Annotated in this window: 12 protein-coding genes and 1 pseudogene; 6 read left to right on the top strand and 7 right to left on the bottom strand. The window is 49.4% G+C overall.

Annotation, left to right across the window (positions count from 1 at the left end):
* Positions 1-356 precede the first annotated feature (356 nt).
* Positions 357-899, top strand: a complete 543-nt coding sequence (locus ABYP73_RS04770) for a fasciclin domain-containing protein (protein ID WP_372973599.1) — start codon at positions 357-359, stop codon at positions 897-899.
* A gap of 2 nt (positions 900-901) precedes the next feature.
* On the opposite strand, the gene pheT is transcribed toward ABYP73_RS04770, so the two are convergent.
* Complete coding sequence (gene pheT / locus ABYP73_RS04765; RefSeq protein ID WP_372973598.1) at positions 902-3,325, bottom strand: phenylalanine--tRNA ligase subunit beta; 2,424 nt, start codon at positions 3,323-3,325, stop codon at positions 902-904.
* A 130-nt stretch (positions 3,326-3,455) separates the two neighbouring features.
* Here pheT and ABYP73_RS04760 point away from each other — a divergent pair, with 130 nt between their 5' ends.
* The gene (locus ABYP73_RS04760) at positions 3,456-4,676 is read left to right on the top strand and encodes a peroxiredoxin family protein (protein WP_372973597.1); all 1,221 of its coding nucleotides are present in this window, start codon (positions 3,456-3,458) and stop codon (positions 4,674-4,676) included.
* A gap of 51 nt (positions 4,677-4,727) precedes the next feature.
* Here ABYP73_RS04760 and leuB read toward each other — a convergent pair whose 3' ends face one another.
* On the bottom strand, positions 4,728-5,846 hold the full coding sequence (gene leuB, locus ABYP73_RS04755; protein WP_372973596.1) for a 3-isopropylmalate dehydrogenase: 1,119 nt from the start codon (positions 5,844-5,846) through the stop codon (positions 4,728-4,730).
* Between the two features lie 2 nt (positions 5,847-5,848).
* The gene (locus ABYP73_RS04750) at positions 5,849-7,021 is read right to left on the bottom strand and encodes a 2-isopropylmalate synthase (RefSeq protein WP_372945378.1); all 1,173 of its coding nucleotides are present in this window, start codon (positions 7,019-7,021) and stop codon (positions 5,849-5,851) included.
* A 146-nt stretch (positions 7,022-7,167) separates the two neighbouring features.
* Between ABYP73_RS04750 and ABYP73_RS04745 the strand changes: the two genes are divergently transcribed.
* Complete coding sequence (locus ABYP73_RS04745; RefSeq protein ID WP_372945377.1) at positions 7,168-8,712, top strand: hypothetical protein; 1,545 nt, start codon at positions 7,168-7,170, stop codon at positions 8,710-8,712.
* Positions 8,713-8,720: 8 nt separating this feature from the next.
* On the opposite strand, the gene ABYP73_RS04740 is transcribed toward ABYP73_RS04745, so the two are convergent.
* Both ABYP73_RS04740 and panB read right to left on the bottom strand, forming a co-directional pair.
* Complete coding sequence (locus ABYP73_RS04740; RefSeq protein WP_372973595.1) at positions 8,721-9,422, bottom strand: RluA family pseudouridine synthase; 702 nt, start codon at positions 9,420-9,422, stop codon at positions 8,721-8,723.
* Positions 9,423-9,473: 51 nt separating this feature from the next.
* Positions 9,474-10,292, bottom strand: a complete 819-nt coding sequence (gene panB / locus ABYP73_RS04735; RefSeq protein WP_372973594.1) for a 3-methyl-2-oxobutanoate hydroxymethyltransferase — start codon at positions 10,290-10,292, stop codon at positions 9,474-9,476.
* Between the two features lie 92 nt (positions 10,293-10,384).
* Between panB and ABYP73_RS04730 the strand changes: the two genes are divergently transcribed.
* The 3 genes from ABYP73_RS04730 to ABYP73_RS04720 all read left to right on the top strand — a co-directional run bounded on the left by ABYP73_RS04730 (position 10,385) and on the right by ABYP73_RS04720 (position 13,997).
* Entirely contained in the window at positions 10,385-10,843 is a 459-nt protein-coding gene (locus ABYP73_RS04730) for a nuclear transport factor 2 family protein (protein WP_372946325.1), read from the top strand.
* 180 nt (positions 10,844-11,023) lie between these two features.
* Positions 11,024-12,931: a molecular chaperone DnaK gene (gene dnaK / locus ABYP73_RS04725; RefSeq protein ID WP_372973593.1), complete on the top strand. Its 1,908-nt coding sequence runs from the start codon at positions 11,024-11,026 to the stop codon at positions 12,929-12,931.
* Between the two features lie 103 nt (positions 12,932-13,034).
* Positions 13,035-13,997, top strand: a complete 963-nt coding sequence (locus ABYP73_RS04720) for a hypothetical protein (RefSeq protein WP_372973592.1) — start codon at positions 13,035-13,037, stop codon at positions 13,995-13,997.
* Between the two features lie 2 nt (positions 13,998-13,999).
* Here ABYP73_RS04720 and ABYP73_RS04715 read toward each other — a convergent pair whose 3' ends face one another.
* Both ABYP73_RS04715 and ABYP73_RS04710 read right to left on the bottom strand, forming a co-directional pair.
* Positions 14,000-14,698 carry a hypothetical protein gene (locus tag ABYP73_RS04715; RefSeq protein WP_372973591.1) on the bottom strand — a complete coding sequence of 233 codons (699 nt, stop codon included), beginning with the start codon at positions 14,696-14,698 and terminating at the stop codon, positions 14,000-14,002.
* Positions 14,699-14,840: 142 nt separating this feature from the next.
* Positions 14,841-14,971: pseudogene (locus ABYP73_RS04710) on the bottom strand (N-acetyltransferase); the annotation flags it as partial.

The raw sequence follows: 14,971 nt of genomic DNA, 5'->3' as shown, positions 1-14,971 counted from the left end.
TTTCCCTTGCCACCGAGCCGCTCCTGTATCATGTCCTCCCGAGCGTTGTCTTCCCTCAGGAGTTGGTATACGGATTCGATGATTTGGTCCTGGGTTCCGCTTCTTCGCGATTCGAGAAAAAGTTTTTCCTCGATATTAGTTCTGGGTAATAGCATTCTTTTTCTTTTAGCAATTTGAGCAAAAATACATATTAAGTCAAATCAAAGCAACACTGTTGCCGAGCTCCAGAAATGTTAAAAAAATGTTAAATTCGATAAAGTCGGATTTATCATACCCCGTATCTCTCCTCAAAGATTGTATATTGTCCGACTTTTAATACCGTTCGTCGATTGTCCTTTTCCCCAATCGGATCTATCATGAAAATGAAACTTTGTTTACTTAGCGTAGCTTTTTGCCTGGTTTGCGGCACCGTCTGGTCCCAATCAGATGCTCAGCATTCGGAGTTTAAAAAGACGATCTTCACCACCACCGCCGAATCCGGAGATTACACCACCCTGACCACCGCGCTGAAGGCCACAGAGCTCGACATGTTGCTGGAGGCGGATGGATCCTTTACGATTTTTGCCCCTTCAGACCAGGCATTTCAAAAGATGTCTTCTCAAGAAATCGCCCACCTGATGAAGCCGGAGAACAAGCACAAACTGAGGGAAATGCTGACCTATTTCATGGTAGCCGGATCCCTATCGGCCTCCAAGATCCTCAACGCTTTGGTAAGAGGCAATGGAAAGGCTACGTTCACTACGGTGCAGGGAAAAAAGATAAAGGCGACCATCGATGGGGTGGATATCATACTCACGGACGGCCTCGGGAATAAAGCTAGAATTACCACCGCAGATTCCGACCAGTGCAATGGGATCATTCACACCATAGACAGTGTGATCCTGCCCACACCCCTTTAGAATTATCTCAACTCTGCGCCTACTTCTTTTTCAAAGACCGACTTGATTTTGTTCATGATCTTGTCTATCTGCTTGTCTGTGAGTGTTTTGGTATCATCCTGAAGCGTAAAACTAACAGCGTATGACTTTTTGCCCTTTGGAAGTTTACTTCCTGTGTACACATCAAAGAGGGAAAGCTGCTTCAACAATTTTTTCTCCGTCCTATACGCCAATTCCTCCAATTTGCTGAAAGGCACATCCTGATCCAATAGCAGGGCGAAGTCTCTCCTGACCGAAGGGAATTTTGGGATGGGTTTATACACGATCTCATTGCGCGCTACCAGGGCACACAGTACTTCCCAGTCGAAATCCGCATACAGCAGCTGCTGTTTGATATCGAGCCGTTTTTGGACAGCATTGCTTATCACCCCCAGGCTCACCAGGTCGGAATTACCCTTCGAAAAGGTAATCCCTTCGCTGAATTCGGGCCCCGTATTATGGTGGGTCTGGTAATCTTCAATACCCATTTTTAACAGGATTTGCTCCACCACAGCCCGCAGGTAAAAGAAGTCGGATGGCCTGGAAGGCAAGGTCCAGCTTTCCCGGGAACGGTCCCCGGTAACCAGGATGGAAAGGCGGCCTTTCTCCTTGTACCCATCCCCGGAAGGGTGATAGGTCTTTCCGAATTCAAAGATCTTGAGGTCCTGTCTTTTCCTGTTGATGTTATACGCTGCTGCTTCCAGTGATGAGAAGAGCATGGAAGATCTCATCGCTGAAAGTTCTGAACTCAAAGGATTTATGACCCTTACCTCATCCTGCTCCGATCCCTGGAGTAATTTGGCGTAGTCCGGGTTGGTGAGGCTGTTCGAGAGGATTTCGTGGAAGCCCTGTGCGGCCAGTAAATTCCCTACCTGGTTCTGGAGCATATGGTCTTCAAACCTGGAAGTAGTGGCTATGGAAGCGTGCAACTTGGGATCGAAATCGATATTGTTGTACCCATAAACCCTGAGGATCTCCTCAATCACATCGACTTCCCGCGTCACATCGATCCTGTAGAAGGGAATACTGAGGCCAAGACCGGTTTCAGTAACATTTTTCACCTTTATTTCGAGGGAGGTAAGGATAGACTTGATGACATCCCTGGGGATCTCCTGCCCGATGAGCTTATTGATCTTTTCGAAGGTGAGGAAGACCTGATGATCCTCTTTCTTTTTAGGATAGAGGTCGACCACATCGCAAGAGATTTCCCCCCCGGTGAGTTCGCAGATCAGCAAGGCGGCACGCTGCAGGGCGTATTCCACATTGTTGATATCGATCCCTCTCTCGAACCGGAAGGACGCATCTGTGCTCAAGCCGTGCCTTTTGGCCGTTTTTCTGATTGAAACAGGATCAAAGAAGGCGCTTTCCAGGAAGATAGCCTTGGTATTTTCAGTGACCCCTGTGTTGATGCCTCCAAAGACGCCCGCAATGCACATAGGCTTTTCAGCATCACAGATCATCAGGTCGTCCCGGTGCAGGATCCTTTGCTCCCCGTCGAGGGTCATGAAAGGTGTTCCGGCTTCCACCGTCTTTACAATGATCTCTTTCCCAAAGATCCTGTCTGCGTCAAAGGCATGAAGGGGTTGTCCGAGCTCGTGCAGCACGTAGTTCGTGGTGTCGACCACATTATTTATGGGTTTTAGTCCTATGGCCTTTAATCGGTTTTTCAACCAGTTAGGGGAAGGCTGAACGATCATGTTGCTGATCGTCACCCCGCAGTACCTGGGGGCGAGGTTGTGATCTTCAACCGATACGGAGATCTTTCGCGACCTGTTTGCCACGATAAAATTGCTCACGGAAGGGGTTAGCAATTCTTTTTGGATGCCTTTCTGACGCAAGCCCGCCTTCAGGTCCCTGGCCACGCCATAATGGCTCATGGCATCTGCCCGGTTTGGGGTGAGCCCAATTTCAAAGACATGGTCGCTTTCCACCTCAATGAGTTCCGATAAAGGGGTTCCGGGTTCAAGGGTACTCTCCAGCACCATGATCCCCTGGTGGTCATCGCCCAGCCCGAGTTCGTCCTCGGCACAGATCATCCCTTCACTTACCTCCCCGCGAATCTTCCCTTTCTTGATCTTGAGAGATTCACCGTCATTCATGTACAGGGTGGTGCCCACCGTAGCCACGGGAACTTTCTGGCCTTTGGCGACATTGGGTGCCCCGCAGACGATCTGCAAAGGCTCTTCATTCCCGATGTCCACTGTAGTGAGCGTTAGTTTATCGGCGTTGGGGTGTTTCTCGCAGGTAAGAACATGCCCTACCACTACGCCGAGCAGTCCGCCGCGAACCGATTCAAATTCGGAAATACCTTCCACCTCCAGTCCCAGGTCGGTCAGAAGTTCCGCCACCCTGGTGGGTTCCCAATCGATAGGGATGAACTGTTTTAGCCAGTTATATGAAATTTGCATGGACTCTCCTTAAGCGATCAAAGATAAAACAATGGTCCTTCACATTCAAAGGTCAAAACAGCCTTTCACTCAGAATTTTAAAATCTTTGTTTTCTCCTTAATTCCGATATTTGCACCTCAAATACATCCTATGAAGAAGATTTTCCAAATATCGATCATCCTGTCCCTTGTTTTATCCTGTGCGGAACAGAAAAGTACCGAGCTGAAATCGGGTATATGGAGAGGTGTCATGGCTGTTCAGGACGGACATCAATTGCCATTCAACTTTGAAGTCAGCAAAAGTGAGGCAGGATACCGTGTGCAGGTTTACAATGCCGAAGAAGTTCTGGGGATCGATGAGATCAGCACAAAAGGAGATTCCATAATCATGAGGATGCCGGTCTTTGACGGATATATCGCCGGCACCTTTTCTTTGGATTCCATGAATGGGGAGTTTATCAAGGACGATCTCGACAGGCGCGTACCTTTCCTGGCCGTGTCCGGAGATTCAGATCGTTTTAAAGGGAATAATCCACCCGGAGTAGAGGTAGGCGGCATATGGGAGACCTATTTCAGCAAAGGTTCTGAAGATGAGTACGAGGCCAAGGGGATATTTCAACAGGACGGGAGCAGGGCAACAGGCACGTTCCGGACCACTACGGGGGACTATCGCTATTTGGAAGGGGTAGTGGAAGGGGATTCCCTCAAGCTGTCGACCTTTGACGGGGCCCATGTTTTCCTGTTCCTTGCCAGGGTAACTGACAGCACCATGCAGGGTGTTTTCTATTCCGGGAATCATTTTCAGGAGCCTTTTGAAGGCCGCAGAAATGCAACCTATGAACTCCCTGATGAGGATTCCCTTACCTATCTCAAAGAAGGGTATGAGAAGGTCGACTTTTCCTTCCCGGATGAGAATGGAAATCTGATTTCACCGGACGACCCCGAATTCCGGGATAAGGTGGTCATTCTTCAGATCATGGGTACCTGGTGCCCTAATTGCCTGGATGAGACCCGGTTCCTGGTCGACTATCTCAAAGAAAAGGGACAGGAAGACCTCAAGGTTATTTCCCTGGCTTTCGAGTATGCCAGAACAGAGGAAGCAGCCTTCCGGGGGATCAGGAGATTAAAGGAGCGCCTCGGGGTCCCTTACCCCATACTCCTGGCTCAGTATGGATCGTCCAACAAACAAACGGCCAACGAAAAACTGCCGATGCTGAATCATATTCTTTCCTATCCTACGACCGTCTTTATCGACAAGGAGGGCAGAGTCAGGAAGATACACACGGGCTTCAACGGACCCGCCACGGGTGAGAAATACACGGAATTCAAGACCGAATTCCACGACTTCGTCCAGGGATTGCTCTCAGAATAAAAAAGGCCTTCCGATTTGCGAAAGGCCTCAGGTGGTGGTAAAACAAAATAATCAAATGATGGTTGATTTTCCCAACCAGATATTCTCTTTGTTCAGGATCAGATAATCGTCTGAATCCCGGATATTCCCGGAGATAAAATCCCCGATATGATTGGTCCCGTACTTGCTTGAGGTACTGAGGTCAGGGGAGACGATGCCCTTTTTGATGGACTTCAGCACGGCTATCACCACAGCCCGCGATTCCTCATCGAGCTTAAAATGGTCCAGCAGCATGGCCGCAGACAGAATGGATGCGACAGGGTTGGCCATATCCTTTCCCTTTGCCTGGGGATAGGATCCGTGAACGGGTTCAAACAAGGCGTGGTTTTCCCCTGTGGAGGCCGAAGGCAGGAGTCCGATAGATCCACCCACGGCACTGCCCTCATCCGAAAGGATGTCCCCGAACATGTTCTCTGTCAGGATGACGTCGAACTGGCTGGGCTTCAGGAGAAGTTGCATGGCGGCATTGTCGATAAACATAAAGTCCAGTGCCACTTCCGGATAACTCTCTCCGATCTTGGTGACTACGCGTCTCCACAGGCGACTGGATTCCAATACATTGGCCTTGTCTACAAGGGTCAGTTTCTTTCGTCTTGCCTTGGCCGCCTTAAAGGCCAGGTGGGCGATCCTGCTGATCTCCGCTTCGGTGTATGTACAACTGTCTGTAGCAGTAGTTCCATCTTCACTGAGGGATTTATCTCCAAAATAAATACCCCCGGTGAGCTCTCTGTAGATCACGAAATCCGTTCCTTCGATCACCTTTTTTTTAAGGGGTGATTTCTCCATAAGGTTCGGGAAGACCTTGATGGGCCTGATATTGCAGAAGAGGCCCAATTCTTTTCTCAGTCGTAAAAGTCCTTGCTCCGGTCTGACCTTCGCATCCGGATCGTTGTCGTATTTGGGATCTCCAATGGCGCCGAACAGGACCGCATCAGCCTTCTTGCAAACTTCCAGGGTAGCCTCGGGAAGCGGATCCCCGTACTTATCCATGGCCGCAGCGCCTACGAGGGCCTCTGTAAAGTGGAATTCATGACCGAACGTTTCCTCCACTGCCTGAAGGCATTTGACGGCCTGGGACGTTACCTCGGGTCCGATACCGTCACCTTTCAGCAAGGCGATATTGAGTTTCATGGCTAGGCGAGACTTTCGATATTGACATCTGCGGATTCCACGATTTGGTGGATATCCTCATCCAGGATCTCCTTCTTCCTGTCTGCGAAGAGAAGGAATTGTTCATAGACCACATCGAGCTGAACCTTGGTCAGTTCGTACCCTATCTTCTTAGCTCTGTAAGCGAGGGCAGCCCTTCCGCTTCTGGCGGTAAGGACGATGGAAGAATGGTCTACACCTACCTCTTGGGGATCTATGATCTCATAGGTCTCTCTTTTTTTGATCACCCCGTCCTGGTGGATCCCCGAACTGTGGGCAAAAGCATTGGATCCCACTATAGCCTTGTTGGGCTGTACGGGCATCCCCATTTTCTCGGATACCATCTGACTGGTACTGTACAAAAGTTTGCTGTTGATCCCGGTGTCGAGGTTGAGGTAGGGGTGTTGTCTCAGGATCATGACGACCTCTTCGAGGGAAGTGTTTCCGGCCCGTTCTCCGATACCGTTGATGGTGCACTCAATCTGCCTGGCACCGTTGATGACCCCTGAAATGGAATTGGCCGTAGCCAGGCCGAGATCGTTGTGGCAGTGGCAGGAGAGGATCGCCTTATCAATGCCCCTGACATTTTCCCGAAGGTATTTCATTTTAGCTCCGTACTCCTCGGGCAGGCAATATCCGGTAGTGTCCGGTATGTTCAATACCGTGGCTCCTGCCTTGATGACCTCCTCGCAGATCCTGGCCAGGAATTCGTTCTCTGTCCTTCCGGCATCCTCTGCGTAGAACTCTACGTCCTCCACGAAACTTTTGGCGTATTTCACCGCCTCGACGGCCCTTTCCAGGATCTTTTCCCTGGTGGAATTGAATTTGAATTTGATGTGGGAATCCGACGTGCCGATCCCTGTATGGATCCTCGGTCTTTTCGCCGATTGCAATGCTTCGGCAGCCACTTCAATATCCTTTTTCACCGATCGCGTCAGGCCGCATACCGTGGCATTCTTAACCACCCTGGCTATCTCTTTTACGGAAGTGAAATCTCCCGGACTCGAAATAGGGAATCCGGCTTCAATGACGTCCACACCCAGAGAATCCAATCTTTGGGCAATAACCAGCTTTTGCTTTGTATCCAATTTGCATCCCGGGACTTGCTCCCCGTCACGCAGAGTGGTATCAAAAATGTATACTCTATCTTTGCTCATTAGAATTACTTAATTTTACTCACCATAACGAATGTATTACAACCTCGCAAAACCAATTCAGTGGTTGTGAGGCATTTACAACGTTAATATACTTTTTTAGGTAATTAAATGGCTGAATATCAGCGCTATAAGCATATCATTTTACGATGACAAATGTCAATAAGGATGCGTTGTTTGTCCTGGTCAAATCCCTTTCTAAGTCTGAAAAGAGGCAATTCAAGCTCTACGTGGGAAGGCTGGGGGTAAATACCGATGCCAAATTTCTGGCCCTGTTTAACCTTATGGACAAGATGAAAGCTTATGACGAGAAGACCATTCTCGCCAGTGGCATTGTCAAAAAAGCCCAGCTCAGTAACCTGAAGGCCCACCTCTACAAACAGATACTGGTCAGTCTCCGGCTCAATCCGGTTAACCAGAATATCCGGGTACAGCTGAGGGAACAACTCGATTTTGCCACTATCCTCTACCAGAAAGGGCTTTACAAGCAAAGCCTCAAGATTCTGGATAAGGTGAAATGGACGGCCATAGACAATGAAGAGAAGAACATCGCCTACGAGATCGTAGAACTCGAGAAGATCATCGAAACCCAGTATATCACGCGCAGCATCCCTGACAGGGCAGACGAACTGGCGGTGCAGGCCAAGACCTTGTCCGAACAGAATGTGATGACCAGTAAGCTGTCTAACCTTTCCCTCCAATTGTACAGCATGATGCTGAAGGTGGGCTATGTGAGAAATGAAGAGGATCTGGCCCGGGTGAAATCGTATTTTGATGCACACCTTCCCGTGTATGACCTGAATACCCTGGGGTTTAGGGAGAAACTCTGGCTGTACAAGGCACATTTATGGTACAGTTTTCTGACCCAGGACTTCCTCTCCTGTTACAAATACGCCAGCAAATGGGTGGATCTCTTTTATGAGCACGAGGAGATGATTAGCCTCAACCCCGTCTTTTTCCTGAAAGGGAATCACTATTTGCTGGAATCCCTGTTTTTTGTGAAGTACGCTTCCCAATTTGAGACGGTGCTGGAGAATCTCGAAAAAACGGTCGCAAGAACTGATTTTCCGTCCAATGACAATATCGCATCCCTGAGCTTTCTCTACATCAACGCCAACAAGCTGAACCTTCATTTCCTAAAGGGTACATTCGACAAAGGCCTGTACCTGGTGAGGATCATAGAGTACGGGATCAATAAACACAGGGACCGGATCGATGAACACCACATCATGGTCTTCTATTACAAGATCGCCTGCTTGTATTTTGGGGTAGGGGACAATAAGAATTGTATCGTTTACCTGAAGAAGATCATCAACAACCGCAACCTCAAGATGAGGGAAGACCTCATGTGCTTTGCCAGGGTCCTGAGCCTGGTAGCCCATTACGAAGCCGGGATGGACTACCACCTGGAGGTGCAGTTGAAGAGCACGTACAAATTCCTCCTGAAAATGAATGACCTGCACGAGGTGCAGAAGGAAATGATCAAATTTTTAAGGAATCTCGGTAATATTTATCCCGGAGACCTCAGGGCTGAGTTCCAGAAGCTTTACGACCGCCTCAAACCGTTAGAGGACCATCCATACGAAAAGCGGGCCTTTCTGTATCTCGACATCCTTTCCTGGTTGGAGAGCCACCTGGAAAACAAACCCGTGGCCCAGGTCATCAGGGAAAAGGCACAATCGGTACTCAGGTAAGCAAAAGCCTACAGGCAGGCATTCCAAATGGGATCTTCTGGCGGGTCGGCCTCCAATTCAATCCATTCCTTTTTTACGGGATGTTCAAATCCCACGCTCCTGGCGTGAAGGTGAATCCCGCCGTCGGGATTGCTTCGGGGAAATCCGTATTTCAGATCCCCCTTGATAGGACAGCCGATCCCGGACAGTTGGGCCCTGATCTGATGATGTCTGCCGGTCATGAGTTCGATTTCCAGCAGGGTGTAGCGATCGAGCTTACACAGCACCCTATAGCTGAGTTCCGCCCTTTTGCTGCCGGGAATTTCTGAGGCATGGGCATATGACTTATTTTGTTTTGGGTTGCGTTTAAGCCAGTGAACCAGGACGCCCTGTTCCCTTTCGGGGCTATTCCCGACGATCGCCCAGTAGATCTTCTGGGTCTCCTTTTCGGCAAACAACTTATTCATGCGGGTCAGGGCTTTTGAAGTGCGGGCGAAGACCACTACGCCCGTGGTCGGCCTGTCCAGCCTGTGGGTTACCCCCAGGAAGACCGCGCCCGGTTTGTTGTATTTCTCCTTGATATACTGTTTGATGTGTTCGCCGAGCGGGGTATCACCCGTCCTGTCTCCCTGGACGATATCGCCCACTCTTTTGTTCACCGCGATGAGGTGGTTGTCTTCATAGATAACCTGGAGGTTTCCGGGGTTGGAGGTAATCTTGTTCTGGGACAAGGAGTACAGGATTAGGGTTAGACTTTGCACTGGTTCCCGATCGGAACCGGTTTAATTCTGTTCCTCTTTGCTGGGGAAGTCGAGCGATTTCACGTCACTGACATATCTGGAGATCGCATCGCTCATTTCTTCATACAGATTCATATACCTCCTGAGGAACCTGGGATTGAATTCGTGGGTCATACCCAGCAGGTCATGGATCACGAGGACCTGGCCGTCTGCATATCGGCCTCCGCCAATCCCTATAGTGGGAATGGAGATACTTTCAGACACTTTTTTGGTGAGGGCAGCGGGTATTTTTTCTAGTACGATGGAAAAACATCCGATCTTTTCTAGCATTTTGGCGTCTTCCAGGAGTTTTTCTGCCTCCTCTTCCTCCTTGGCCCTCACGGTATAGGTACCGAATTTGTAGATCGACTGGGGAGTGAGACCCAGGTGTCCCATGACCGGGATTCCCGCATTGAGGATCCGCTTTACAGATTCTTTGATCTCTACCCCTCCTTCGAGTTTTACGGCGTGGGCACCGCTTTCCTTCATGATCCGGATGGCCGATCTCAGGGCTTCCTTGGGATCGCTCTGGTAGCTGCCAAAAGGAAGGTCTACCACCACCAGGGCCCTGTTCACAGCCCTGATCACCGAAGAGGCATGGTAGATCATTTGGTCGAGGGTGATGGGAAGTGTCGTCTCATGCCCTGCCATCACATTGCTGGCAGAGTCGCCTACCAGGATGACATCCACCTTGGCGGCATCCACGATCTTTGCCATGGAGTAGTCATAGGCCGTGAGCATGGAGATCTTTTCGCCTTGCTGCTTCATGTCTACGAGTGACTTTACCGTCACCCGCTTGTACTCTTTCTTACTGACCGACATAATAGTTTATTTGCCGGATAAATGTAAGGAGAAAAGATCAATTCGGGATTAATGTGTACATTCCACTCGAGCAGACATAAAAAGTATCCGCAATGAAAAAGTATTTGGCTGTCGTATTCTTACTGACCCTATGGTCCGGTTGGGGACAGATACATCCGAAAGATTCAGTAGAAAAAGCCATCGCCGGTTTTTTTGAGGCCTTTCACGCCCAGGATTCTATGAGACTCAGGCAGATGGTCTCCCCGGCCATGCGGATGCAGACCGTAGGCAGGTCATCCACCGGGACAGACAGCGTGATCACCATACCTTTTGGAAACTTTTTAAGGTCGATCACCAGCATTCCGGATTCTGTCCGATTTGAAGAGCGGCTGCTCTCGATCGCTGTAGAAGTTGACGGGAACCTCGCTCAGGCCTGGACACCCTATGAATTCTGGGTGAACGGAGAACTCAGTCACTGTGGGGCCAATGCCTTCCAATTGTTTTACGAGGGAGCATCCTGGAAGATCCTTCAGATCATCGATACGCGCAGAAGAGAGGGCTGTTCGGAATAAACTTCACCTCATACCAGGGAAAAACTACTCAAAAATAATGTCCAAACCCTTGATTACCAGGTACTCGCCGGGGTATCGTCATGAGGTGTGTGACAACCTGTCAGTTTTATGGGGTTGGCACTATGTTTGACACCTATACAACCGAAAACTTTTGAATCCATAAATAAAAATTAAGATACGATGAGCAAAATTATTGGGATAGATTTGGGTACGACCAACTCCTGCGTTTCCGTAATGGAAGGGAATGAGCCGGTTGTGATCCCGAACGCGGAAGGAAAGCGGACTACACCCTCCGTAATCGCCTTTGTGGAAGGTGGGGAGATCAAGGTTGGGGACCCTGCCAAAAGACAGGCGGTTACCAATCCTAACAAGACCATTTACTCCATCAAGAGGTTTATGGGGAATAAATATTCTGAATCCAAAAAAGAAGCAGAAAGGGTTCCTTATAAGGTTCAAAAAGGAGATAACGATACCCCGAGGGTCGACATTGACGGACGTTTGTACACCCCTCAGGAATTGTCAGCCATGATCCTCCAGAAAATGAAAAAAACGGCCGAGGATTACCTCGGTCAGACCGTAAGCAGGGCTGTGATCACGGTCCCTGCCTATTTTAACGATGCCCAGAGGCAGGCTACAAAGGAGGCCGGTGAGATCGCCGGACTGAAGGTAGAAAGGATCATCAACGAACCTACTGCTGCATCCCTCGCCTATGGACTGGACAAAAAAGACAAGGACCAGAAGATCGTGGTATTCGACTTCGGAGGTGGAACGCATGACGTATCCATCCTGGAACTTGGGGACGGTGTTTTTGAAGTGCTCTCCACAGACGGGGACACCCACCTGGGAGGAGATGACGTCGACCAGAAGATCATTGACTGGCTGGCTGAGGAATTTAAAAAGGAAGAGGACATCGACCTGAGAAAAGACCCTATGGCGCTGCAGCGACTCAGGGAAGCTGCTGAGAAGGCCAAGATCGAATTGTCTAGCTCCACCCAGACCGAGATCAATCTGCCCTATGTGACCGCGACAGCCACCGGGCCGAAACACCTCGTCAGGACCCTGGCCAGGGCGAAATTCGAACAGTTGATCGCCGATCTTGTAAAAAGGACCATCGAGCCTTGTGAAGCTGCCTTGAAATCAGCAGGTCTTTCCAAGAGCGATATAGATGAGATCATTCTGGTGGGAGGATCCACAAGGATCCCTGCCGTTCAGGAAGCCGTGGAAAAATTCTTCGGGAAAAAGCCATCCAAGGGCGTAAACCCCGATGAGGTGGTTGCCATTGGGGCGGCTATCCAGGGTGGTGTGCTGACCGGGGATGTGAAAGACGTTCTCCTACTCGACGTAACTCCCCTCTCTCTGGGAATTGAGACCATGGGCGGGGTGATGACTAAGCTGATCGAAGCGAATACGACCATTCCTACCAAGAAGTCACAGATCTTCTCAACAGCCGCAGATAATCAGCCCTCTGTGGAGATCCACGTACTCCAGGGGGAAAGGCCGATGGCAGCTGACAACAAGACCATAGGACGTTTCCACTTGGATGGTATTCCACCAGCGCCAAGGGGCACGCCTCAGATCGAAGTGACCTTTGATATAGACGCAAACGGTATCATCAAGGTGTCTGCCACGGATAAGGCAACCAACAAGTCACAGGACATCAGGATCGAAGCGTCATCCGGACTTACAGAAGAAGAGATCGAAAAGATGAAAGCAGAGGCTGAGGCTAACGCAGAAGCTGATAAAAAGGCCAAAGAAAAGGCCGACAAACTCAATGAGGCCGATGCGATGATCTTCCAGACCGAAAAACAGCTCAGTGAATTTGGGGACAAGTTGTCTGATGACAAGAAAAAACCCATTGAAACCGCCCTGGAGGAACTCAAAAAAGCCTACGAGACCAAGGATGTAGAGCAGGTGACCCCGGCTTTGGAAAAGATCAACGAAGCCTGGAAAGTAGCTTCCGAGGAGATGTATAAAGCCCAGGCAGCTGCAGAGCAGGGCGGAGCATCCGCTAATGGCGATCAGGCTTCAGCCGATGGCGCCAAGGAAGGTGACAACGTTGAAGACGTAGATTTTGAAGAGGTGAAGTAAACCTCAACAAGCAATAACAAGGAGAGGCAGCTAAGGCTGCCTCTTTTTTTTTTCGGCATGTATTTTGTTTTTACATCTGGAAAGAAGGTGTAATTTTGATCTGATGATAAATCTCTACTGCGTTAAGTCACTGCTTTCCAGAATTCCGCTGCTCCTCCTGATGCTGACTTTCTACCCGGGTCGGGCCCAGGAACCCAAGGTATTTACTACGGAAGATTACGGCCTTTCTGGCAAGGTAAAACGCTGCCTGGTCATTACGGATTACGGGAAAGAGGCCTTCGATTTCAGGGAAGATGGCCTGCTGGAAAAGATCACCACGGTCTACAGCGAACAGGATTACGACATAACCTATTACCGGTACAAGAACGGAACGCTCACCGAAAAGCGCTTAGAGAATTACAGGGAGGACAAACTGGACAGACAGACATCCATCGCCCATCTCTTCAGAATTGACACCCTAAGAAATAAGATCATCCGGGAACAGATCTACTCCTACCAGAAAGAATTCCTGGACCAGTTCGAGTATGTCTATGACGCCCGGGGAAATCTCATTGGTATAACCCGTACCTCTAACGAAGGGATTGATCATACCCTGATATCCTATGACACCCTGAAGGGGGAGGTCACCAAGACCATAGAGGTGAACGGCCTTATCGAAAAGTCTGTGCGTTCCGCCGAGAAGAAGGAAAAGGACAGGACGTTAAAGGTGGAACTCGTCAAGGAATATCTGAAAGGAGATCCGTTCAGGGCCACGGAAACTTTCAGGGATACGATGGGCAGAAAGCTCAGGGAATTGGAATACGCTTACGACAGCGACAAAGAATCCTTTGTCAAAGCTGTTGAATGGGTATTTACCTATGACGACAACGGTTTCCTGAAGAGCAGGGTGCGAAAACAGGAGAAGCAGGAAAGCAAGCAGGAATACATTTATCAGTTTGATGCACACGATCCACCAAACTGGATAAAGGAGATCATAACTCCTCAAAATCAGTACACTACCAGGAGGATCACCTATTACGAAGAAAAGGCTTCCGGCAAAGGCGAAAATGGGGAGAAGGGGAGATAGATCTATCTCTTAGCACATTCCAGCAACGCGAACAGAGCTTTGTTGTGTAATGCCACCGCCTGAGACATATAGTAGGATTTAAGGGTAGATAGCTCCTCCTTTCGCAGCTCCTCATCCGATTTTACCTTTTGTTCCCTCACGATCTGTAATGCCCTCTGACATTCAAAGAGAGAAGCCATGTTCCTAATGGATTTCTCAAGGAGGATGAGTTCATCCTCAGCATTCTGTCGCAAGAGCAATTTGGCGGTCCATGCCTCGGCTTCTTTTGATTCCAGTGTAACGGAAGAGTCCTCCGTTTCAGGGACCAGACCCTCCGGATTATCCTGCTTGGGAGTTTCCTCTCCCTGGGCACACATATCCAGACTGTAGAGCACCTTTTGAGCATCCTCAATGGCTTTTTTGGTATAGTAACGCGCATCGTCCCACTTCTCCTGGCTGAGGGATGTATTGAGGTTTTCTATCCCGTCGAGTATGGGGTCAATGGCCCCCGGACATCCACAGGTCTCATTTTCGTCCCTGGTCTTTTCCAGGGCAGACAGGGCCCTTTCGGCATAGTACTGCTGGTGTTCAAAATTGTTGGCTTCCATGGACTTTTTAGCGTGGGAGAGCGTGTACCCGGCGGAGGCATAAGCGTTGGTACAATTGGCAAAAATGGAGGATGACCCCAGCATTACTGCCAGGAGGAAAAATATTTTTTTCATAGTGATCAAACCTGGGATGAGTCTTACGCTTAATAGTTCTTGGATAGTTTCAACGACGTGTGTCAGGGAATATTGCACCGGGAGGGACTTATTCGCTATATGGGAAAGGGCATGGGAGATGAATCGTAATTTGGAACCGTGACTAAAGGGTATTCCGTTTTGGTTTCCACTCTTCGGGAAGCAGACCATAACAGCAGGTATTGCGTTTGAAACCATCGGCGAGATAGACATCCCGACGAAGGACCCCTTCGAGCCTGGCCCCCAACTTTTCCA

Source organism: Muriicola sp., assembly GCF_041567615.1.
Taxonomy (GTDB): domain Bacteria; phylum Bacteroidota; class Bacteroidia; order Flavobacteriales; family Flavobacteriaceae; genus Muriicola.
Note: the sequence above shows the minus strand (reverse complement) of the source record. Positions and strands in the feature narration are given on the sequence as shown.

Excerpts from the sequence above, each read along its gene's own strand:
- ABYP73_RS04760 (WP_372973597.1), top strand. The coding sequence starts at position 3,456 with ATGAAGAAGATTTTCCAAATATCGATCATCCTGTCCCTTGTTTTATCC.
- ABYP73_RS04750 (WP_372945378.1), bottom strand. The coding sequence starts at position 7,021 with ATGAGCAAAGATAGAGTATACATTTTTGATACCACTCTGCGTGACGGG.
- ABYP73_RS04720 (WP_372973592.1), top strand. The coding sequence starts at position 13,035 with ATGATAAATCTCTACTGCGTTAAGTCACTGCTTTCCAGAATTCCGCTG.
- pheT (WP_372973598.1), bottom strand. The coding sequence starts at position 3,325 with ATGCAAATTTCATATAACTGGCTAAAACAGTTCATCCCTATCGATTGG.
- ABYP73_RS04715 (WP_372973591.1), bottom strand. The coding sequence starts at position 14,698 with ATGAAAAAAATATTTTTCCTCCTGGCAGTAATGCTGGGGTCATCCTCC.
- ABYP73_RS04770 (WP_372973599.1), top strand. The coding sequence starts at position 357 with ATGAAAATGAAACTTTGTTTACTTAGCGTAGCTTTTTGCCTGGTTTGC.
- dnaK (WP_372973593.1), top strand. The coding sequence starts at position 11,024 with ATGAGCAAAATTATTGGGATAGATTTGGGTACGACCAACTCCTGCGTT.
- panB (WP_372973594.1), bottom strand. The coding sequence starts at position 10,292 with ATGTCGGTCAGTAAGAAAGAGTACAAGCGGGTGACGGTAAAGTCACTC.
- ABYP73_RS04745 (WP_372945377.1), top strand. The coding sequence starts at position 7,168 with ATGACAAATGTCAATAAGGATGCGTTGTTTGTCCTGGTCAAATCCCTT.
- leuB (WP_372973596.1), bottom strand. The coding sequence starts at position 5,846 with ATGAAACTCAATATCGCCTTGCTGAAAGGTGACGGTATCGGACCCGAG.
- ABYP73_RS04730 (WP_372946325.1), top strand. The coding sequence starts at position 10,385 with ATGAAAAAGTATTTGGCTGTCGTATTCTTACTGACCCTATGGTCCGGT.